The sequence below is a fragment of the Agromyces sp. NSFZ genome (assembly GCF_056156205.1).
Genome location: NZ_CM149585.1, coordinates 1,704,944 through 1,725,711, shown reverse-complemented (window position 1 = coordinate 1,725,711; position 20,768 = coordinate 1,704,944). Strand labels below are relative to the sequence as shown.

Annotated in this window: 19 protein-coding genes; 3 read left to right on the top strand and 16 right to left on the bottom strand. The window is 71.5% G+C overall.

Annotated elements, in window-relative coordinates:
* Positions 1 to 57 precede the first annotated feature (57 nt).
* Positions 58 to 1,584 carry a GTPase HflX gene (hflX, locus tag ACVFI9_RS08160; protein WP_474765662.1) on the bottom strand — a complete coding sequence of 509 codons (1,527 nt, stop codon included), beginning with the start codon at positions 1,582 to 1,584 and terminating at the stop codon, positions 58 to 60.
* A gap of 42 nt (positions 1,585 to 1,626) precedes the next feature.
* On the opposite strand from hflX, the gene ACVFI9_RS08155 reads away from it, so the two are divergent.
* Positions 1,627 to 2,238 carry a class I SAM-dependent methyltransferase gene (locus ACVFI9_RS08155; RefSeq protein ID WP_474765661.1) on the top strand — a complete coding sequence of 204 codons (612 nt, stop codon included), beginning with the start codon at positions 1,627 to 1,629 and terminating at the stop codon, positions 2,236 to 2,238.
* Positions 2,239 to 2,250: 12 nt separating this feature from the next.
* Here ACVFI9_RS08155 and dapF read toward each other — a convergent pair whose 3' ends face one another.
* The 10 genes from dapF to ACVFI9_RS08105 form a co-directional block, all read right to left on the bottom strand.
* Entirely contained in the window at positions 2,251 to 3,132 is an 882-nt protein-coding gene (gene dapF / locus ACVFI9_RS08150; protein ID WP_474765660.1) for a diaminopimelate epimerase, read from the bottom strand.
* A 4-nt stretch (positions 3,133 to 3,136) separates the two neighbouring features.
* A complete protein-coding gene (miaA, locus tag ACVFI9_RS08145) occupies positions 3,137 to 4,057 on the bottom strand; it encodes a tRNA (adenosine(37)-N6)-dimethylallyltransferase MiaA (RefSeq protein WP_474765658.1) in 921 nt (306 codons plus the stop codon).
* A gap of 1 nt (position 4,058) precedes the next feature.
* A complete protein-coding gene (miaB, locus tag ACVFI9_RS08140) occupies positions 4,059 to 5,651 on the bottom strand; it encodes a tRNA (N6-isopentenyl adenosine(37)-C2)-methylthiotransferase MiaB (RefSeq protein WP_474765657.1) in 1,593 nt (530 codons plus the stop codon).
* A 12-nt stretch (positions 5,652 to 5,663) separates the two neighbouring features.
* The gene (locus ACVFI9_RS08135) at positions 5,664 to 6,464 is read right to left on the bottom strand and encodes a regulatory protein RecX (RefSeq protein ID WP_474765656.1); all 801 of its coding nucleotides are present in this window, start codon (positions 6,462 to 6,464) and stop codon (positions 5,664 to 5,666) included.
* A 34-nt stretch (positions 6,465 to 6,498) separates the two neighbouring features.
* Complete coding sequence (gene recA, locus ACVFI9_RS08130) at positions 6,499 to 7,566, bottom strand: recombinase RecA (RefSeq protein WP_474765654.1); 1,068 nt, start codon at positions 7,564 to 7,566, stop codon at positions 6,499 to 6,501.
* A 308-nt stretch (positions 7,567 to 7,874) separates the two neighbouring features.
* Positions 7,875 to 8,120, bottom strand: coding sequence for a DUF3046 domain-containing protein (locus ACVFI9_RS08125; protein ID WP_474765653.1), 246 nt, complete (start codon positions 8,118 to 8,120; stop codon positions 7,875 to 7,877).
* A 67-nt stretch (positions 8,121 to 8,187) separates the two neighbouring features.
* Positions 8,188 to 8,496 (bottom strand): helix-turn-helix domain-containing protein, encoded by a 309-nt coding sequence (locus tag ACVFI9_RS08120; protein ID WP_474765651.1) that lies wholly within the window; start codon positions 8,494 to 8,496, stop codon positions 8,188 to 8,190.
* A 145-nt stretch (positions 8,497 to 8,641) separates the two neighbouring features.
* The gene (locus ACVFI9_RS08115; protein ID WP_474765650.1) at positions 8,642 to 10,198 is read right to left on the bottom strand and encodes a tripartite tricarboxylate transporter permease; all 1,557 of its coding nucleotides are present in this window, start codon (positions 10,196 to 10,198) and stop codon (positions 8,642 to 8,644) included.
* Positions 10,191 to 10,763, bottom strand: a complete 573-nt coding sequence (locus tag ACVFI9_RS08110) for a tripartite tricarboxylate transporter TctB family protein (RefSeq protein WP_474765648.1) — start codon at positions 10,761 to 10,763, stop codon at positions 10,191 to 10,193. The genes ACVFI9_RS08115 and ACVFI9_RS08110 overlap by 8 nt, the downstream gene beginning before the upstream one ends.
* Complete coding sequence (locus tag ACVFI9_RS08105; RefSeq protein WP_474765647.1) at positions 10,760 to 11,830, bottom strand: Bug family tripartite tricarboxylate transporter substrate binding protein; 1,071 nt, start codon at positions 11,828 to 11,830, stop codon at positions 10,760 to 10,762. The genes ACVFI9_RS08110 and ACVFI9_RS08105 overlap by 4 nt, the downstream gene beginning before the upstream one ends.
* 199 nt (positions 11,831 to 12,029) lie before the next feature.
* Between ACVFI9_RS08105 and ACVFI9_RS08100 the strand changes: the two genes are divergently transcribed.
* On the top strand, positions 12,030 to 13,649 hold the full coding sequence (locus ACVFI9_RS08100) for an ATP-binding protein (RefSeq protein ID WP_474765646.1): 1,620 nt from the start codon (positions 12,030 to 12,032) through the stop codon (positions 13,647 to 13,649).
* Positions 13,646 to 14,335 carry a response regulator gene (locus ACVFI9_RS08095; protein WP_474765645.1) on the top strand — a complete coding sequence of 230 codons (690 nt, stop codon included), beginning with the start codon at positions 13,646 to 13,648 and terminating at the stop codon, positions 14,333 to 14,335. The genes ACVFI9_RS08100 and ACVFI9_RS08095 overlap by 4 nt, the downstream gene beginning before the upstream one ends.
* Before the next feature lie 4 nt (positions 14,336 to 14,339).
* On the opposite strand, the gene ACVFI9_RS08090 is transcribed toward ACVFI9_RS08095, so the two are convergent.
* From ACVFI9_RS08090 to ACVFI9_RS08070, 5 genes are all read right to left on the bottom strand, one after another.
* Positions 14,340 to 14,828, bottom strand: coding sequence for a CinA family protein (locus tag ACVFI9_RS08090; RefSeq protein WP_474765644.1), 489 nt, complete (start codon positions 14,826 to 14,828; stop codon positions 14,340 to 14,342).
* Positions 14,829 to 14,841: 13 nt separating this feature from the next.
* Positions 14,842 to 15,453 (bottom strand): CDP-diacylglycerol--glycerol-3-phosphate 3-phosphatidyltransferase, encoded by a 612-nt coding sequence (gene pgsA, locus ACVFI9_RS08085; RefSeq protein ID WP_474765643.1) that lies wholly within the window; start codon positions 15,451 to 15,453, stop codon positions 14,842 to 14,844.
* A gap of 57 nt (positions 15,454 to 15,510) precedes the next feature.
* Complete coding sequence (locus ACVFI9_RS08080) at positions 15,511 to 18,405, bottom strand: FtsK/SpoIIIE family DNA translocase (protein WP_474765641.1); 2,895 nt, start codon at positions 18,403 to 18,405, stop codon at positions 15,511 to 15,513.
* A 60-nt stretch (positions 18,406 to 18,465) separates the two neighbouring features.
* On the bottom strand, positions 18,466 to 18,957 hold the full coding sequence (locus ACVFI9_RS08075; protein WP_474765640.1) for an N-acetyltransferase family protein: 492 nt from the start codon (positions 18,955 to 18,957) through the stop codon (positions 18,466 to 18,468).
* A gap of 69 nt (positions 18,958 to 19,026) precedes the next feature.
* Positions 19,027 to 20,703, bottom strand: a complete 1,677-nt coding sequence (locus ACVFI9_RS08070; protein ID WP_474765639.1) for a ribonuclease J — start codon at positions 20,701 to 20,703, stop codon at positions 19,027 to 19,029.
* Between the last annotated feature and the right edge of the window lie 65 nt (positions 20,704 to 20,768).

Below are 20,768 nucleotides of genomic sequence, written 5' to 3'. Positions count from 1 at the left end.
AGGGCCGATGACCCGGTCACGCGTGTGACACCGCGTGACACCGGGAGACGCGGAATGTTACGCGGGCACCGATGCTGCGGTGAACTCGGCGAGGTGCGACGCCTGCTCGGGCGAGGCGAGCGCCCGGATGCGGGTGCCGTCTTCGACGTAGTCGACCGAGAGCACGCGCCCGCTCTCGTGCAGGCCCGACACGATGTCACCCCGGTCGTACGGCACGAGCAGGTCGATCTCCACCGCCGGGTCGGGCAGCATGCGCCCGATGGCCCGGAGCACCTCGGGGACGCCTGCCCCGGTGCGCGCCGACGCGAACACCGCGTCGGGTTCGAGGCCCTGGAGCACGAGCCGCTCCTCGGCAGTGATGAGGTCGGCCTTGTTGAACACCACGAGCTCGGGGATGTCCCGTGCGCCCACCTCGCCGATGACGTCGCGCACGGTCGCGATCTGCCTGGCCGGGTCGGGATGCGCCGCGTCGACGACGTGCACGATGAGGTCGGCGTCGGCCACCTCCTCGAGCGTCGAGCGGAACGCCTCGACGAGCTGGTGCGGGAGGTTCCGGACGAAGCCGACCGTGTCGGCGATGGTGTAGACGCGGCCGTCTTCGGTCGTGTTGCGTCGCACGGTGGCGTCGAGGGTCGCGAACAGGGCGTTCTCGACGAGCACGCCCGCTCCCGTGATGCGGTTGAGGAGGCTCGACTTGCCGGCGTTCGTGTAGCCCGCGATGGCCACCGAGGGCACGGCGTTGCGTCGCCGGTTGGCGCGCTTGGCCTCGCGGGCGGGCTTCATGCCGGCGATCTGCTTGCGCAGCTTCGCCATGCGCGAGTGGATGCGGCGGCGATCGAGTTCGATCTTCGTCTCACCGGGGCCACGGGAGCCCATGCCGGCGCCGGCACCGCCCACCTGGCCACCGGCCTGGCGTGACATCGACTCACCCCAGCCGCGCAGGCGCGGGAGGAGGTACTCGAGCTGGGCGAGCTCGACCTGCGCCTTGCCCTCCCGGCTCTTCGCGTGCTGGCTGAAGATGTCGAGGATGACCGCGGTGCGGTCGATGACCTTGACCTTCACGACGTCTTCCAGCGCACGCCGCTGGCTCGGCGCGAGCTCGGTGTCGGCGATCACGGTGTCGGCGCCGAGCGCCGCCACGACGTGCCGGAGCTCCTCGGCCTTGCCGCTGCCGAGGTAGGTGCTGGGATCGGGGTGCGGACGCCGCTGCAGGAGACCGTCGAGCACGCGCGCGCCGGCGGTCTCGGCGAGGGCGGCGAGCTCGCGCATGGAGTTCTCGGCGTCCTCCTGCGAGCCCTGGGAGTACACGCCGATGAGCACGACGTTCTCGAGCCGGAGCTGTCGGTACTCGACCTCAGTGACGTCTTCGAGCTCGGTGGACAGGCCGCTCACCCGCCGGAGCGCGGCGCGGTCTTCACGGTCGAACTGGTCGCCATCGGTCGACGGCGCGTCGGCGGCATCCACCTCGTGCTGGATCGCGGCGGCACCGGCCGCACCGAACCGCGCCACGCCCGCCCTGGAGTCGGCGCTGCGCAGCACCCGCTCGACGGCGTCGTCGATGGGGCGGTCTTCGGCTTCGTTCATCGTGTCAACCCTACTTCTCTTCGTGTGCGATAGCTTGCGTGTATGAGCTCCGACCACTACTTCTCGTCGTCGCCTCGGAGCGATCCCGGCACCCGCACGATCCGCGTGCGCCTCGCCGGTCGCGACGTCGAGGTCGTCACGGCGGCCGGCGTCTTCAGCCCCGAGCATCTCGACCAGGGCACTCGCCTGCTCCTCGACACCGTGCCCGAGCCGCCCGCCTCGGGACACCTTCTCGACCTCGGCGCCGGCTGGGGACCGATCGCGCTGAGCCTCGCGATGCGAGCACCGGATGCCACGGTGTGGGCCGTCGATGTGAACGAACGCGCCCTCGACCTCGTGCGTCGCAACTGCACCCGACTCGGCATCACCAATGTCAACGCCGTGCTGCCCTCCGATGTTCCGCCGGAGGTGCGATTCGCGACGATCTGGTCGAATCCGCCCATCCGCGTGGGCAAGCAGGAGCTGCATGCCATGCTCGGGCAGTGGCTGCCGCGCCTCGACCACGACGCCGTGGCCTGGCTCGTGGTGGCCAAGCACCTCGGCGCCGAGTCGCTGCAGCGGTGGCTCGGCGACGAGCTGCACCTCGACGTCGAACGCGCCGCGAACTCCAAGGGATTCCGCGTGCTGGCAGCCGGTCGCGCGGCCGGCACCTGAGCGCCGACGCGATCAGGCGAGGCTGAGCACCCCGTCGAAGACGAGCTCGGCCGGACCCGAGAGCAGCACGTGCTCACCGTCGGGCTCGGCGACGACGCGGACGCCGAGCACGCCGCCCGGCACCTGCACGCGCCACACGTCGGGCGCACCGGCGCCCGCCCAGTGACGCACGGCGAGGGCCGCGGCGACCGCGCCCGTGCCGCACGAGAGGGTCTCGCCGGAGCCGCGCTCGTGCACCCGCATGCGGATGCGACCGACGCCCTCCTCGACGAGCGGCTCGGCGGGCACGACGAACTCGACGTTGGCGCCGGCCTCTGGGACGGGGTCGAGGATCGGCAGGTAGGCGAGGTCGAGTCCATCGAGCTCGTCGTCGTCGGCGAGGGCCACGACGACGTGCGGGTTGCCGACGTCGATGCCGAGGCCCGGGCGTGCGACGGGCAGGTTCTTGGCGCGCACGAGCGGCTCGCCGCCGGCGAGCCGCCAGACGCCGAGGTCGGCCTGGAACCCGTCGCCGTTGCGCGAGACGGCGCGGACACCGGCACGCGTACCGATCGCGATGGACTCGCCGGGGTGCAGGTCGGCGAGCCCCTGGTCGAGGAGGTACCGCGTGAACACGCGGATGCCGTTGCCGCACATCTCGGAGACGCTGCCGTCGGCGTTCCAGTAGTCCATGAACCACGTCGCCTTCGGATCCTCGGCGAGGGCGGCCGCGCCGGCGTCGAGGTTGGCGGAGCGCACGGCCCGGATGATCCCGTCGGCGCCCACCCCGAACCGACGGTCGCAGACGGCCGCGATCTGCGTCGGCGTGAGCTCGGTGTCGCCCTCGGGGTCGCTGAAGAGCACGAAGTCGTTGCCGGTGCCCTGCCCCTTGGTGAATCGCAGATCGAAGGACATTGACTCAGTCTAGGGCCGCCTGCCGGGCCAGTTCGGCGCCTCGGGCGACCTCATCGTCGGCGTCGATCTCGGTCGCGTCGCGGTAGCGCCCGAACCAGCCGACCTGACGTCTCGCGTAGGTGCGGGTGAGCCGGCGGGTCTCGGCGATGGCCTCGTCCTGCGAGGATCGCCCCTGAAGCTCCGCGAGGGCCTGGGCGTACCCGATCGCCCGCCTGGCCGTCACGCCGCGCTCGAGGCCCAGCGGCACGAGGCCCCGAACCTCGTCGACGAGGCCCTGCGCCCACATGCGCGCCACCCTCGCGTCGAGCCGTTCGACCAACCGGGCCCGAACGCTCCGCAGGTGCACGATGCGGTGCTCGCGCCACGGCACTGGCTCGTCGGGCAGGCGCGCGGCCTTCGGCTCGCCGGTGAGTTCGATCACCTCGAGGGCGCGCACGATCCGGCGTCCGTTCTGCGCATCCACGCTCGCGGCCGTCTCGGGGTCGATGGCGCGCAGACGCGCGTGCAGGAGGCCCGGGCCCGTCTCGGCGAGCTCGGCCTCGAGGCGCGCGCGGATCGCGGCATCCGTGCCCGGGAATCGGAAGTCGTGGATCACGCTCGACACGTACAGCCCCGATCCGCCCACGAGGAGGGCGACCCCGTCACGGCCGACGATGTCGTCGATGGCCGCGCGGGCGTCGAGCTGGTAGGCGGCGGCCGACGCCTCCTCGGTGACGTCGAGCACGTCGAGCAGGTGGTGCGGCACGCCGCGTCGCTCGGACTCGGTCAGCTTCGCCGTGCCGATGTCCATGCCGCGGTAGAGCTGCATGGCGTCGGCGTTGACGACCTCGGCGACGCGACCGACACGGCCGAACGCCTCGGCGAGGTCGAGCGCGAAGTCGGACTTGCCGGTGCCCGTCGCCCCGACGACCGCGATGAGGGTCACGTCAGCGCTGGTCGTCGCTCGGGTCGTAGATCGGCATCGTGCCGACGCCGGGGGCCACGAGCGGCTCGGTACCCCGCGCGCGGAGGGTCGGCAACCCGAGCGAGACCCGTCCGCCGGAGGCCCCGGACACGGCCGGGACGGCGCAGCTCTCCGCCTCGGCCCGATCCCACGCATCGCCCGCGCGCGTACGGCGGATCTTCAGCGGGGCGTCGTCGAGCGAGTCGGCGAGCAGGTGGAAGGGCGCGGCCTGGGTGATGGTGACCGAGATGACGTCGCCCGGACGCGGGAGCTCGGAGCCCGCAGGCACCTCGAAGTGGACGAGCCGGCTGTCTTCGGCGCGCCCGCTGAGCCGGTGGGTCTCGGCGTCCTTCTTGCCTTCGCCCGTGGAGACGAGCACCTCGACCGGGCGGCCGACGAGCTGCTGGTTCTCCTCCCACGAGATCCGCTCCTGCAGGGCGATGAGCCGCTCGTAGCGCTCCTGCACGACCTCCTTCGGCACCTGCTCCGCCATGGTGGCGGCGGGTGTGCCCGGCCGGACGGAGTACTGGAAGGTGAACGCCGAGGCGAATCGCGCGGCCTCGACGACGCGGAGGGTCTCCTGGAAGTCCTCCTCGGTCTCGCCGGGGAAGCCGACGATGATGTCGGTCGAGATGGCCGCGTTCGGGATGCGCGCGCGGACGCGGTCGAGGATGCCGAGGAACTTCTCGGAACGGTACGAGCGACGCATGGCCTTGAGGATGCGGTCGGAGCCCGACTGCAGTGGCATGTGCAGCTGCGGCATGACGGCGGGCGTCTCGGCCATGGCGTCGACGACGTCGTCGGTGAACGCCGCAGGATGCGGGCTGGTGAAGCGGATGCGCTCGAGCCCCTCGATCTCGCCTGCCGCACGCAGCAGCTTGCCGAACGCCTGACGGTCGCCGAACTCGACGCCGTAGGAGTTCACGTTCTGGCCGAGGAGTGTCACCTCGACGGCGCCGTCGTCGACGAGGGCCTGGATCTCGGCGAGGATCTCGCCGGGGCGCCGATCCTTCTCCTTGCCGCGCAGGGCCGGCACGATGCAGAACGTGCAGGTGTTGTTGCAGCCGACCGAGATCGAGACCCAGCCGCTGTAGGTGGAGTCGCGCTTCGTGGGCAGCGTCGACGGGAAGACCTCGAGCGCGTCGAGGATCTCGAGCTGCGCCTCGTCGTTGTGGCGGGCGCGCTCGAGCAGGCTCGGCAACGAGCCCATGTTGTGCGTGCCGAAGACGACATCGACCCACGGAGCCTTCTCGAGGATGACGTTCTTGTCCTTCTGGGCCAGGCAGCCGCCGACGGCGATCTGCATGCCCTTGTGGCGTCGCTTGACTCCGGCCAGGTGGCCGAGGTTGCCGTAGAGCTTGTTGTCGGCGTTCTCGCGAACGGCGCACGTGTTGATGACGACGATGTCGGGTTCGGCTCCGTCGGCGGGCACGTACCCGGCCGCCTCGAGCGAGCCGCTCAGCCGCTCGGAGTCGTGCACGTTCATCTGGCACCCGAAGGTGCGGACCTCATAGGTCCGCGGCGCGGGCGCGGTCTCGGTGGCCTCGGCGGGCGAGACCTGGTGCAGGGTGCTCATGATCGCACCAGTTTACGAGCCCTCGGCTGAGAGCGCGGCCGTCACCGCCTCGCGCACGACGTCGGACGGGTAGCCCCGACGCTGCAGGAACGCCGCCAGGCGCCGCTCGGCGGTCTGCCGGTCGAGCCCCGTGAGCTGGCGCGCCCGGCGTTCCGCGACGGTGAGGGCGTTCTGGCGCTCGAGGTCGGGGTCGAGCTGTTCGATGGCCGATCGTGCGGCCGAATCATCGACACCACGGCGGCTGAGCTCCTGCAGGATGGCGCCGCTGCCCCGAGCTCGCCGCGACCCGCTGACATGCACGAGCTGTTCGGCGAGACGGGCGTCGTCGAGGTAGCCCAGCCGTTCGTAGCGTTCGATCCACTCCTCGATCTCGGCCTCGTCGAGCCCGTGCTCGGCGAGCACCGCCCTGACCTCGGCGACCGACAGCGCCGACCGGCGGAGCCGGGAGACCACGAGCCGGTCGACTCGGGCGTCTCGCTCAGCGCCGGTCTCATCGAGATCGTCGTCGACGATGGTGAATCGACTGCGCCGCCGCGAACCGGCGGGATGACGGCCGATGGCGCTCCGGCCACCGCGCGCCCACGCGTCGGGCCGGTGCTCGCGCTCGGATTCGGGCTCGCGCTCGGGTTCGGGCTCGCGTTCCAATTCGGGCTCGCGCTCGGATTCGGGCTCGCGTTCGAATGCGGACTCGTCGGTCTCGGGCTCCGGTTCGGGTACGCGCTCGGGCGAAGGCCCCGCCTCCACGGCGGGCTCGCCCGGCACGACCCACGGCAGGTACGAGACCGGGGCGAGGTGTTCGGCGGCGTCGGTCATCCCACTCCCCTCCCGGTCTCGTCGCTGCATGAGGTCAGGCGCCCTTGCGCCCGAGCTTGGGCGCGATCGATTCGACGTTCGACGGTGCCGGCGCGGCGCCCGCAGCCTGACCGATGCCGAGCTTCACGAGGATCTTCTGCTCGATGTCGGCGGCGATGTCGGGGTTCTGGATGAGGAAGTTGCGGGCGTTCTCCTTGCCCTGCCCCAGCTGGTCGCCGTCGTAGGTGTACCACGCACCCGACTTCTTGACGATGCCCTGGTCGACGCCGTAGTCGATGAGGCTGCCCTCGCGCGAGATGCCGACCCCGTAGAGGATGTCGAACTCGGCCTGCTTGAAGGGCGGCGCCATCTTGTTCTTCACGACCTTGACCCGCGTGCGGTTGCCGACCGCCTCGGTGCCGTCTTTCAACGTCTCGATGCGGCGGATGTCGAGGCGGACCGACGCGTAGAACTTCAGCGCCTTGCCGCCCGCAGTGGTCTCGGGGCTGCCGAAGAACACGCCGATCTTCTCGCGAAGCTGGTTGATGAAGATCGCGGTCGTCTTGGTCTGGTTGAGGCCACCCGTGAGCTTGCGCAGCGCCTGCGACATGAGGCGCGCCTGGAGGCCCACGTGCGAGTCGCCCATCTCGCCCTCGATCTCGGCACGGGGCACGAGCGCCGCGACCGAGTCGATCACGACGAGGTCGATCGAGCCGGAACGGATGAGCATGTCGGCGATCTCGAGCGCCTGCTCACCCGTGTCGGGTTGCGACACGAGCAGCGAGTCGATGTCGACGCCGAGCTTCTTCGCGTAGTCGGGGTCGAGCGCGTGCTCGGCGTCGATGAACGCGGCGATGCCGCCGGCGCGCTGCGCGTTGGCGATCGCGTGCAGCGTGAGCGTGGTCTTGCCCGAGGACTCGGGCCCGTAGATCTCGATGATGCGGCCGCGGGGAAGCCCGCCGACGCCGAGCGCGACATCGAGCGCGATGGACCCCGTGGGGATGACTTCGACCGGAGCGCGCTCTTCGCTGCCGAGCCGCATGACCGACCCCTTGCCGAACTGTCGGTCGATCTGGGCGAGCGCCGTCTCGAGTGCTTTCTCGCGGTCTGCGGGTGATGGCATTGCTGGCTCCTTGGATGCTCGATGCTGCTGCCTCTAGGCTGTCGTTCCACGTTGCGAGCCCCGCTCTTCGGCGCTGACCCGCGGCGTCTCGCGACAAGGCGGTTGCGGTGTGTTCCGACGCATCGACCGTATGGCCGACCACCGACATCCGTGGCCCAGGAGGGCGGGATGTGGAGGGATGCGTCGCTCCTCCTGCTGTCGAGGACGAGCCTAGCCGAACATCCGAACGGATGTTCGAAGCCGCGCCCGCGTGTCGAACACGTCTTCGGGCGGGTGGCCGACGCGGTCGACGCGGACCGGCGGCCGCGTCAGCGCGCGCCGCCGACGCCGCGGCGACCCGGCTCGCGGCGTCCGGCGCCGTGCCGGCGCGCGGCCGGGACATCCGTCGCCTCGCAGAGCGCGAGCCACACGTCGCGGGGCGGCACCCCGGCCGCGAGCGCCTCGCGCGCGGTGCGATCGCCCACCGCCGCGAGCACGAGGTCGTTCACGACCACGTTCCCGTAGCCGGCGCCGAACTCCTCATCGACCGCGATCTGGAACTCGCTCAGCTTCATGCATGCTCTCCGGAAACGACATCGGCCGGTCGAATGACCGGCCGATGCGACGACGTACTGGGTCGGGTCAGCGGACCATCATGCCCGCGTCGAACTCCGCGACGAGCTCGTCGGGAACGCTCTCGGGAACGACGGCCATGCCTTCGAGCACCGCGATGCGGTCGCCGACCTCGTGCATGATCACCGAGATGGGCGTGTCGAGCGCTTCGGCGACGGAGGCGAGGATCTCGGAGGAGGCCTCCTTCTGGCCGCGCTCCACCTCGCTGAGGTAGCCGAGGGCGACACTCGCCTTGGACGCCACCTGGCGAAGGGTGCGCCCCTTCTGCAGACGGAAGTCCCTCAGAACGTCGCCGATCTCCTGTCGAACCAGAACCATCGGGAACCTCCTTCTCTCTGCCTGCGACTCCGCCGGAGTCGAACTTCGGAGCGCCGGTCGCGCCGACTCTCCGTCCATTCAATCTAGCGTTGCACACTGGGGCTTTCGTGTGAACCTGCCACGTGTAACAGGGTGTTCACAATGGTTATTCCACGCGTTCGACGTCTCGGGCGGCAGGCTCGACGGCGAGTGGCGCGGATGCCTCGAGCCGGGCCTTCCTCCGCTTCAGCCAGATGCCGAGCCCGATGATGACCGCCAGCGTCGAGTAGGCGATGATCGCGAACGGGCTGTGCACCAGGTACGACAGGTCGCCCTGGCTGATGGCCATCGACTTGCGCAGTTGCTCCTCGGCCATCGGCCCGAGGATGCCGCCGACGACCATGGGCGCCACCGGATAGCCGTATCGGCGCATCAGGAAGCCGACCACGCCGATGACGAGCAGGCTCAGTGTGTCGAGCACGTTGAAGTGCAGCGCGTACGCACCGAGCCCCGCGAACGCGAGGATGCCCGCGTAGAGGTACGGCCGCGGGATCCGCAGCACCTTCACCCACATGCCGACGAGCGGCAGGTTCAGCACGAGCAGCATGACGTTGCCCAGGTAGAGGCTCGCGATGAGCGCCCAGACCAGGCCGGACTGGTTCTCGAAGAGCATGGGTCCCGGCCGGATGCCGTAGGACTGGAACGCCGAGATGATGATCGCCGCCGTCGCGGTCGTCGGGAGTCCGAGCGTCAGGAGCGGCACGAGCACGCCCGCGGCGGCCGCGTTGTTCGCCGCCTCGGGACCGGCGACGCCCTCGATGGCGCCCCGGCCGAACTCGCCCTTCGCCTCGCCGCGGGCGAGCTTGCGCTCGGTCGCGTACGACAGGAAGGTCGCGACATCCGCCCCGCCCGCCGGGATCGTGCCGATCGGGAAGCCGATGGCCGTGCCGCGCAGCCAGGGCCGCCACGACCGCGACCAGTCGCGCCGGGTCATCCAGGTGCGCCAGCCGCGCGTCACCGGGATGACGCGCACCGGGCCGTGCCGGAGTCGCGAGGCCACGTACAGCGTCTCCCCGAGCGCGAAGAGCCCGACCGCGATGATGACCACGTCGATGCCGTCGGCGAGGCTCGGGATGCCGAACGTGTAGCGCTGCTGCCCCGAGAGCACCTCGGTGCCGATGAGGCCCACGAGGAGCCCGAGGCCGAGCGACACGAGTCCGCGCGGCACGCTCGATCCGAGCAGGGCTCCGACGGTGAGGAACGCCACCACGATGAGCGCGAAGTAGTCGGCCGGCCCGAGCTGCACCGCGAGCTTCGCGATGCCCGGCGCGAGGAAGGTGAGGGCGAGGGTCGCCGCGGTGCCGGCCACGAAGGAGCCGATGGCGGCGGTGGCGAGCGCGGCGGCGCCGCGGCCGGCCTTCGCCATGCGGTTGCCCTCGAGCGCGGTCACGATCGACGCGGACTCCCCCGGCGTGTTCAGCAGGATCGAGGTCGTCGAGCCGCCGTACATGCCGCCGTAGTAGATGCCGGCGAACACGATGAGCGCCCCGGTGGGGTCGAGCGAGTAGGTGAGCGGCAGCAGCAGCGCCACCGTCATGGCGGGTCCGATGCCGGGCAGCACGCCGACGGCGGTGCCGATGAACACGCCGAACAGCGCATAGAGGAGGTACTGGGGCTGGAGCGCGGTGGCGAAGCCCTCGAGGAGTGCGGTGAGGCTATCCATGGAAGATCGGGATCCAGTCGAGGAGGGGGCCGGCGGGCAGCGAGAGCCCGAGCCAGGCGCCGAAGACGAGTTGCGTCACGAGCCCGAGTCCGAGTCCGACGAGCACGGCGGCCCACCAGCGCTTCGCGCCGAGCGACCAGGCCGCGCCGCCGAAGAGCACCGTGACGGCGATGGGCCAGCCCGCCCACTCGATGAGCACGAGCTGGGTGAGGAAGAAGGCGACGAGCTTCAGTACGGTGAGCCAGTCGGTCGGGGCATCCGGATCGATGTCCTCGCCGTCGTCCGGCACGCCGCGGCGGCCGCGCGCGACCTGCACGATGACGGCGACGGATGCCGCGACGAGCAGCACCCCGACGGCGTACGGGAAGACGCGTGGTCCGAGCACGCTCGCCGAGCCCGGTGGCACGCGGATGAACCCGGCGCCCACGATGGCGTAGACGCCGAGCGCCGCGCAGGCCGCGGCGAACGCGAGCTCGCCGATCGGGCGCCGGGGCCTGGCCGGCTCCGCCACGGGGGCTCCCCCCGACGCCGGCGCGTCGAGGGGAGCCGATGCGGACTCGGTCATTTCGACACCAGGCCGATGGACTGCAGCGTCTGCGTCACCTCGGCGATGTCGTCGTCGAGGAAGGTGCGGAAGTCGTCGCCCGTGAGGAACGCGTCGGCCCAGCCCTTCTCCTCGAGCGTGGCCGTCCACGCCTCCGATCCGTGCAGGTCGGTGACGAGGGTCGTGAGCGCCTCGACGTCGGCGTCGGAGAGGTCGCCGGGGGCGAGGAGGCCGCGCCAGTTGGTGAGCTCGACGTCGTAGCCCTCCTCGATGAGGGTGGGCGTGTCGGGCAGGAGCTCGACGGGCTCGGGCGACGACACGGCGAGCGCGCGCAGCTCCCCCGCCTCGATCTGCTGGACGAACTCGCCGACGCCCGAGATGCCAGCCTGCACGGTGTTGCCGAGGAGCATCGTGACGGCCTCGCCGCCACCCGAGTTCGGGATGTAGTTGAGCGTCGACGGGATGTCGGCGGGGTCCACCCCGGCCTCGGTGAGCAGCATGCCGGCCAGGATGTGGTCGGCACCGCCCGCCGAGCCGCCCGTGACCGAGATCGCCGCGCCCTCCTCGACGATGGCGTCGACGAGGTCCTCGGCGGTCTCGTACGGCGACGAGGCCGGCACCACGAGCACGAGCGCCTCCTCGGTGAGGCGCGCGATGGGGGTCATGTCCTCGATGCGCACCTCCGAGGCGTTCGTCTCGACGGCGCCGACCATGACGAGGCCCGTGACCATGAGCGTCGCCGGGTCCTTCTCGTTCGCGAGCGACGCGAGCCCGACGGTTCCGCCGGCGCCCCCGATGTTCTCCACGGGCGCCGACCCGACGAGGCCTTCATCGGTGAGCACCTGCGCGAGGGCGCGTGCGGTCTGGTCCCAGCCACCGCCCGGGTCGGCGGGGGCGATGAGGTGCACCGTGTCGAGGGATGCCGCGGCCGCGGCATCCGCCTCGCCGTCGGCGCCCCCGGCCGGCGTGCTGCAGGCCGCGAGGCCGAGCATCGCGGCGATGCCGGCGGCCGCGAGGGTGCCGCGAGCAGCCGTTCGGGTGATGGTGCGGGTTCCGGCCGGCGTGAGCGGCCTGCGGTGTGATCGCAACGTTCTCCTCCTTGAGCCCCCGGCAGCCTCGCCGGGCGACGATCGATGTGCGGATGACGCTACGGACGCCATGCGGCGCGGGGAATGCTGCGTTCGTAAGGGTCGTAGTGGTCGTTTCGGTCGATTCGGTCGTATTGGTCACGGCTCCGGATGCCCCATGCCGGGCCGTGTGCGTCACACTGGACGGGTGGGCCGGTCGATGACGCTTGGCATGCAGCTGCTGCTGCTGCAGGTCGCGATCGTGCTCACGACGGTGGTCGGCACGGGGCTCACGGCGATGTGGCTGCAGGAGCAGCAGCTGCGCGACGCCTACCAGGACCGCATGATCGCCGTCGCCCAGTCGGTGGCCGGGCTCCCGGTCATCACCGACGCGTTCGACGACGCCGACCCGTCGGCGACGATCCAGCCGGTCGCCGAGGTGATCCGCAAGGCGTCGGATGTCACGTACGTCGTCGTGGCGAACGACCGCGGCATCCGCTACTCGCACCCGAACCCCGACCGGATCGGCGAGCGGGTGTCGACCGACCCCGCCATACCGCTGTCGGGCCAGGTGTACGTCGGCACCCAGACCGGCACGCTCGGCGAGTCGTGGCGCGTGAAGGTGCCGATCTTCACCGATGACGGCGAGGTCATGGGTCAGGTGTCGGTCGGCATCCTCGAGTCCGAACTGCGCGCCGACTTCGTGGGCGGCCTCAGCGGCCTGCTCGCGGCGCTCATCGTGGCGGCGATCGTGGGGGTGGTCGGCTCGGCGTGGATCGGCCGGGTCATCCGGCGCCGCATCTACGGCCTCGAGCCCGACGAGATCCGCGCCATGCTCGAGACGCGCGAGGCCATGCTGCACGGCATCCGCGAAGGGCTCGTCGCGGTCGACGACTCCGGGCGGATCGTGCTCATGAACGACGCGGCGGCACGGCTCCTCGGCATCGACGACGCGCAGGCGGTGCTCGGCAGCGACGTCGCGGGCGTGCTCGACCGCGAGCTCGCCCGGTTCATCGCGTCGGGCGAGAACCGGGAGACGCCCGTGCTCTCGGGCGAACGGGTGCTGCTCGTGCACGGCGACCGGGTGCGGGTCGACGGTCGCGAGGTCGGCTCCATCGCGATCCTCCGCGACCGCACCGAGCTCGAGACCATGCTGCGCGAACTGCAGGGCGCCCAGGGCCTCGCCGAGGGGCTGCGCGCCCAGTCGCACGAGTTCTCGAACAAGCTGCACGTCGTGAGCGGCCTCCTCGAGCTCGGCCACGTCGACGCGGCGATCTCGTTCATCGAACGCGTGGGCGCCGGCGGCGCGCTCTCCTCGCTCGACGAGCACGACGGCATCGCCGACGTCGAGACCGCCGCGCTCGTGCTCGCCAAGCGTTCCCGCGCACAGGAGCTCGGCATCGCGCTCGAACTCGACCCCGCCTCGCACCTCGACGCGGCACCGGGCGACCTGCCTCGCACCGACCTGCTCACGGTGGTCGGCAACCTGCTCGACAACGCCATCGAGGCGTGCGGGCTCGGCGGGCGGATCACCCTGTCGGTGCGCGACGACCTCGAGCCGGGCGCCGTGGTGGTGCGCGTCGACGACGACGGACCCGGCGTGCCCTCGGAGCTCCGCGACGCCATCTTCGAGCCTGACGTGAGCGGCAAGTCGGCCGTGCCCGGGAAGGCGCGGCGCGGCATCGGACTCACCATCGTGAAGCGCGTCGCCGTGCGGACGGGCGGCACCGCCGGCGTGGGCGCCTCGCCCGCGGGCGGGGCGCGGTTCACGGTGGTGCTGCCCTGGGCGCCGCCGCCGGCACGCGCAGCCGAGCCGAGTCCGATCGGGGTGCGCCGGTGAGCGACATCCGCGCCGTGATCGTCGACGACGACTTCGCCGTCGCGCACGTGAACCGCGCCTTCGTCGACGCGCAACCGGGGTTCACGGTCGTCGCCGAGGCACACACCGGCGCCGCCGCCCTCGCCGCCATCGAGCTCCACCGGCCGCAGCTCGTGCTGCTCGACGTCTACCTGCCCGACCTCGGCGGCCTCGACGTGCTGCGCCGCCTCCGGGCGACCGGCGACGACGTGGAGGTCATCGCGGTCACCGCGGCGCGCGACCTCGACACCGTGCGGCGCGCGCGGCTCCTCGGGGTGCGGCACTACCTCGTCAAGCCGTTCTCGGGCGCGAGCCTCGGCGAACGGCTCGAGGACGTGCGCCGCGGCATCGCCGCCGACCGGCTCGCCCCCGGCACCGCGCTCGACCAGCGCGCGGTCGACCAGGTGCTCGGCGGCGCCCGCTCGCCGTCACGCAGCGCGACGCTCCCGAAGGGGCTGTCACCCGTCAGCCTCGCGCGCGTCGCGGCCAGGCTCGGCGAGTGCCGAACGGATGCCTCGGCCGCCGAGATCGCCGAATCGCTCGGCATGAGCCGCGTCAGCGCCCGTCGTTACCTCGAGCACCTCGTCGCCACGGGCGCCGCCGAGGTGGCTCCACGGTACGGCTCGGCCGGGCGGCCGGAGCACCGGTACCGCACGCCTGGGCGCTGAACGCTCACAGCCGCTCGAGCACGGCGCCGATCGCCGCGCGCACCGTGGCCGCGCGGATCTCGGCGCGGTCCCCCGGCACGTCGAGGGCGATCGCTTCGACCTCGTCGCCCATCGCGACGCCGAGGAAGACGGTGCCGACGGACTTGCCGTCCTGCGGGTCGGGCCCGGCCACGCCCGTGGTCGCGATGCCGAGATCGGCGGGGCGACCGGCGACCGCGAGCACGCGCCGCACCCGGTCGGCCATCTGCCGCGCGACCTCGGGGTGCACTGCACCCTCTCGTTCGAGCAGTTCGGCCGAGACGCCGAGCACGGTGTGCTTCACGCCCGTGTCGTAGGCGACGACGCCGCCGTTCACCGCGAGCGAGGCCCCGGGGATCCGCGTCAGCTCCGCCACCACGAGGCCGCCGGTGAGCGATTCGGCCACGGCGATGCGGAGCCCGCGTCGGGTGAGCTCCGCGATGACGGCCGCGGCCGGATCGGACGGCTGCGGCATCCGCTCCGCCACCTCAGCCCTCGTGCTGGTCGTGACGTTCGCGCGACAGTCGCGCCGCGTCGCGCACGTAGAGCAGGCCGGACCAGACGGTGAGGATGACCGCCGCCGTCATGAGGGCGCCGTTCACCCAGTGGATCCACGTGTCGCCCACGAGCGTCCAGAACGGCAGGAGCGCGAACGAGATGGCGAACGACTGCACGAGCGTCTTGAGCTTGCCGCCCGAGGAGGCCGGCACGACGTTGCCGCGGCCGAGCTCCACGAAGCGCCAGATCGTGATGCCGACCTCGCGCACGACGATGATCGCGGTGACCCACCACGGCAGCTCGCCGAGGATCGAGAGGCATACCAGGGCGCCGCTCGTGAGGAGCTTGTCGGCGATCGGGTCGAGGATCTTGCCGAGATCGGTGACGAGGCCGCGCGACCGGGCGAGGTACCCGTCGAGGCTGTCGGTCGAGATGCCGACGATGAAGACCACGGCGGCGACCCACCGCAGCCAGCCGTCCTGCCCCCCGTCGGCGAGCAGCATCCAGAAGAAGACCGGAGCGACGATGATGCGGACGATGGTGATGGCGTTCGGGAGATTCCAGTTCGACGATCGCTCGGAACCGCCGGCGGAAGAGGTCATGCGACCAAGGATAGCGGGCACGGATGCCGCGGCAGCGTCGGTCGCGTGCGTACACCGCTAGTCGCGGCCGGTGAGCCCCCACGCGTCCTCGTCGGACTCCGCCTCGACCTCGGGGAGCCCGTGGGTCTGCCGCTCGACGGGGTCGTCGTCGTACCGGTCGTCGGGTGCGGGCGGCGCGCTCGGCCGCGGCGCGGCGGCGGGTGCGGCGGCCGTCGCCCCAGCGGGCGCGCCGGCCGGCTCCTCGCCGCGCAGGCGTGCCAGCACGCCCGGCAGCTGCTCGGCGGTCACCAGCACGTCGCGCGCCTTCGAGCCCTCGGACGGGCCCACGATCTCGCGCGACTCGAGCAGGTCCATGAGCCGGCCGGCCTTGGCGAATCCCACACGGAGCTTGCGCTGGAGCATCGACGTCGACCCGAACTGCGTCGACACCACGAGCTCGGCCGCCGCGAGCAGCAACTCGAGGTCGTCGCCGATGTCGGAGTCGATCTCCTTCTTCTCGACGGCGGCCGCGACATCCTGCCGGTACTCGGGGCGCGCCTGTCGCGTGACGTGCTTCACGACGCGCTCGATCTCGGCCTCGGTCACCCACGCGCCCTGCACCCGGATGGGCTTCGACGCGCCCATCGGCAGGAAGAGCGCGTCGCCCTGGCCGATGAGCTTGTCGGCGCCCGGCTGGTCGAGGATGACGCGCGAGTCGGTGACGCTCGTGACGGCGAACGCGAGCCGGCTCGGCACGTTCGCCTTGATGAGGCCCGTGACGACGTCGACCGACGGGCGCTGCGTCGCGAGCACGAGGTGGATGCCCGAGGCGCGCGCGAGCTGGGTGATGCGCACGATCGAGTCCTCGACGTCGCGCGGAGCCACCATCATGAGGTCGGCGAGCTCGTCGACGACGACGAGCAGGTACGGGTACGGCTTGAGGCGGCGCTCGCTGCCGGCCGGCAGCACGATCTCGTCGTTGATGACGGCCTTGTTGAAGTCGTCGATGTGACGGAAGCCGAACGACGCGAGGTCGTCGTAGCGCATGTCCATCTCCTTCACGACCCACTGCAGCGCCTCGGCCGCCTTCTTCGGGTTCGTGATGATGGGCGTGATGAGGTGCGGCACGCCCGCGTACGGCGCGAGCTCGACGCGCTTCGGGTCGACGAGCACCATGCGCACCTCGCTGGGCTTCGCACGCATGAGGAGGCTCGTGATCATCGAGTTCACGAAGCTCGACTTGCCCGATCCCGTGGAGCCGGCGACGAGAAGGTGCGGCATCTTCGCGAGGTTCGCCACGACGTAGCCGCCGCCGACGTCCTTGCCGACGCCGATCGTCATGGGGTGCTTCGCGTTGACGGCCGCGCCCGAGCGCAGCACGTCGCCGAGCGTGACCGTCTCGCGGTCGGCGTTCGGGATCTCCACGCCGATCGCGCTCTTGCCGGGGATCGGCGAGAGGATGCGCACCTCGTTCGACGCGACCGCGTAGGCGAGGTTCTTCGACAGCGCCGTGACGCGCTCGACCTTGACGCCGGGGCCCAGCTCGATCTCGTACTGGGTCACCGTCGGCCCGCGCGAGAAGCCCGTGACCCTGGCGTCGACCGAGAACTGGTCGAGGACGGCCGTGATCTGGCGCACGACGTCGTCGTTCACGGCCGACCTGGCCTTGGCGGGCGGACCGGCCGCGAGGGTCGACGCCGCCGGCAGGTGGTAGGGACGTTCGGGCTCGGATGCCGCGAGCTCGTCGCCGCCCGCGAGGCTCGGGCCGGTCGCACCCGGGTGACCCGCCGGGCCGGGCTCGCTCGGGTCGCCATCAGCCGACTCGTCGAAGACCGAAAGCACGCTCGTCGCGGCGCCGTCGTCGCTGCGCAGCCCGGTGCCGCCGCGCGGCACGTCTCCCGTGAACCGCTGCAGCGCCGTCTCGGCACGCTCGAGGTCGCCGATGACCTCACTGCCGTACGAGGTGGCCACGCCCTCGATCGGCGACTCGAAGCTGCCCGCAGCCGACCCCGCGCCGAACACCTCGGTGATGCCCTCGACTCCGGGTGCCTGGTACTCGGGGTCCTCCTCGCGGTTCGACGCGTTCCGCCGCCACCACGGCACGAGGCCGCTGCGCTCGCCGTCCTCGTCGGCCGGCCCGTCGATGCCGTCGAGCTCGGTCGGCACCGACCTGCGTCGGTCGCGACGCGACGGCTTCGCGGCATCCGTCGCCTCCTCGTCGGGCTCGGGAGCGCCGAAGAGCCACGCGTACAGCTCTCGGAACCGCGCCGGGATGCGGTTCGGCGGGGTCTTCGTGATGATGAGCAGCGACAGCAGGAGCAGCACGATCAGCACGACCGCGGCGCCCGCCTCGGTGATCAACAGGATGAGCGGCTGGGCGAGCATCCAGCCGAGGATGCCGCCCGCCCGGGCGAGCACGGCCATGCCCTCGCGCGGCTCGGGCTGCCCGCCGAACAGGTGACTGAGACCCGAGACGGCGAGGAGCAGCAGCCCCATGCCGATGCCGATGCGCGTGTTGTCGTGCACGGAGCTCGGATGCCGGAACAGCCACACGGCGAAGCCCAGCATGATGACCGGCAGGGCGAACGCCAGTCGCCCGAACAGGCCGCCGAAGGTCCACGAGTCGAGCACCTGCGCCCAGGGGTCGTTGATGAAGAACCATTCGACGACGGCGCCGGCGATGGCCAGCAGCACGAGGAAGAACGGCAGGCCGTCGCGCCGCTCCTCCTTCGCGAGCGTCTCGGGGCCGAGCGCTCTGGCCGCGCCGCCGGTGAGGTGCGCGAGGCCCATCCACGCGCGCACGAACAGGTTGGGGCGCTCGGATGCCACAGGCTGCCGCTTCGGCGCGGCCGAACCCCGTGCGGTCGCCGCGGGCAGCTTCTTCGTGGGCGCCGTCTTGGCGGTCGCCTTCGCGCTCGAGCCGCGCGCGGGCGTGCCGGAGGCACGCCCGTTCGACCTGGTGCGCGTAGCCATGCCCCCAACGTTACGGCCGACGGCCGACTCAGGCCGGCAGCGCGAAGCGAGTGTCCGCGATCAGGTGAGGCGGCGCACCATGGTGTCGCGGCCCCCCACCGACGCCACGACGACGAATCCCTCCGACCGGTAGAGGTCGTGGGCGAAGTTGCCATGCTCCACGCTCAGCGCGATGCGGGCGAAGCCCGCCGAGCGCGCGGCATTCGTCAGCGATCGCAGCAGGGCACGCCCGACGCCCTGTGCGCGCCAGAGCGGCCGGACGCCGATGATGAGCTCGGGCACGCCCACGGCGACGGAGCCCCGCGCGGGCGAGTCGGCGGCGAGGAGCCGGTACCACGCGGCGCCGACCGGTCGCCCCTCGTCGTCGACCGCGACCACGCCATGGTCGGCCGGGCGCTGCCAACCGGCGATATGGGCGCGGTAGACCGGGTCGGCGAGCACCGCGGGTCTCGGCCGGGCGCTGCCCGCCCGCCAGTTCGCCGCCTCGACCACCATGTCGGCGAGGAACGAGCCGTCCGCCGGGAAGGCCGGGCGGATCTCGTGGTCCGCCATGCGCGGATATTACGGCCCGCGTGTTTCGGCGCGGTTTCGCGGCGGGCGTGCGCCCCTTTCGCGAGCCGGCTACGCCTCGATCACGAGCGGCACGAGCATCGGCCGGCGACGCAGGCGGCGGTTCACCCACGTGCCCACCGTGCGGCGCACGATCTGCTGCAGGCCGTGCTGGTCGCGGACCCCGTTCTGCGCCGCCTCCTTCAGGGCGGCCGAGATCTTCGGCTTGACCTCCTCGAACACGGCGTCGTCCTCGGCGAAGCCGCGGGCGTGGATCTCGGGTCCGACGATGATGTGGCCCGTCGAGGCATCCACGACGATGATCACCGAGATGAAGCCCTCCTCGCCGAGGATGCGGCGGTCCTTCAGGTCGGCGTCGGTGATCTCGCCGACGGTCGACCCGTCGACGTAGACGAAGCCGAGGTCGAGCTGGCCCGCGACCCGCACCTCGCCGTCGCGGAGGTCGTACACCGTGCCGTTCTCGCCGATGAACGTGTTGCGCTCGGCGATGCCCGTGTCCTGTGCGAGCTTCGCGTTGGCGAACAGGTGCCGGTACTCGCCGTGGATCGGCAGCACGTTCCTGGGCCTCAGGATGTTGTAGCAGTAGAGCAGTTCGCCGGCGGCCGCGTGCCCCGAGACGTGGACCTTCGCGTTGCCCTTGTGCACGACGTTCGCGCCCAGCTTCGTGAGCCCGTCGATCACGCGGTAGACGGCGTTCTCGTTGCCGGGGATGAGGCTCGACGCGAGGATCACGGTGTCGCCGTCGCCGACCTCGATCTCGTGGTCGCGGTTCGCCATGCGGCTCAGCACCGCCATGGGCTCGCCCTGGGAACCCGTCGACATGTAGACGATGCGGTCGTCGGGGATGTCGCGCGCCTTCTTGTAGTCGATGAGCACGCCCTCGGGAACCTCGAGGTAGCCGAGGTCGGCCGCGATGGTCATGTTGCGCACCATGCTCCGGCCGAGGAGCGCCACCCGACGACCGTTCTGGTGGGCGGCGTGCAGCACCTGCTGCACGCGGTGCACGTGGCTCGAGAAGCTCGCCACGATGACCCGGCGCGGGGCCCGCGCGATGACCTCGTCGAGCACGGGACCGATCGAGCGCTCGAGCGGCGTGAAGCCCGGGACATCCGCGTTCGTGGAATCGACCATGAAGAGGTCGACGCCCTCTTCGCCGAGGCGCGCGAACTCGCGCAGGTCGGTGAGCCGGCCGTCGAGCGGCAGCTGGTCCATCTTGAAGTCGCCAGTGGCGAGCACGGTGCCCGCACGCGTCTTGATGGCGACTGCGAGTGCGTCGGGGATCGAGTGGTTCACGGCGACGAACTCGAGGTCGAACGGCCCGATGCGCTCGTGCCGCCCCTCGCTCACCGTGAGGCTGTACGGCTGGATGCGGTGCTCCTTGAGCTTCGCCTCGACGAGCGCGAGCGTGAGCGTCGACCCGATCAGGGGGATGTCCGCGCGCAGTCGCAGGAGGTAGGGCACCGAGCCGATGTGGTCCTCGTGGCCGTGCGTGAGCACCACGCCGACGATGTCGTCGAGGCGCTCGCGCAGGAACCCGAAGTCGGGCAGGATCAGGTCGACGCCCGGCTGGTGCTCCTCGGGGAAGAGCACGCCGCAGTCGACGATGAGGATCTTGCCGTCGATCTCGTAGCTCGTCATGTTCCGGCCGACCTCGCCGAGGCCGCCGATGGGGATGATGCGGAGCGTCCCGGGTTCGAGCGGCTCGGGATCGATGACGACGTCGGGCATATGCCCTCCTCACGTTGCGGTGTTCAGTTCGTGCGGGCCCTCCGGCCTCGCGGATGTCTCGGGGT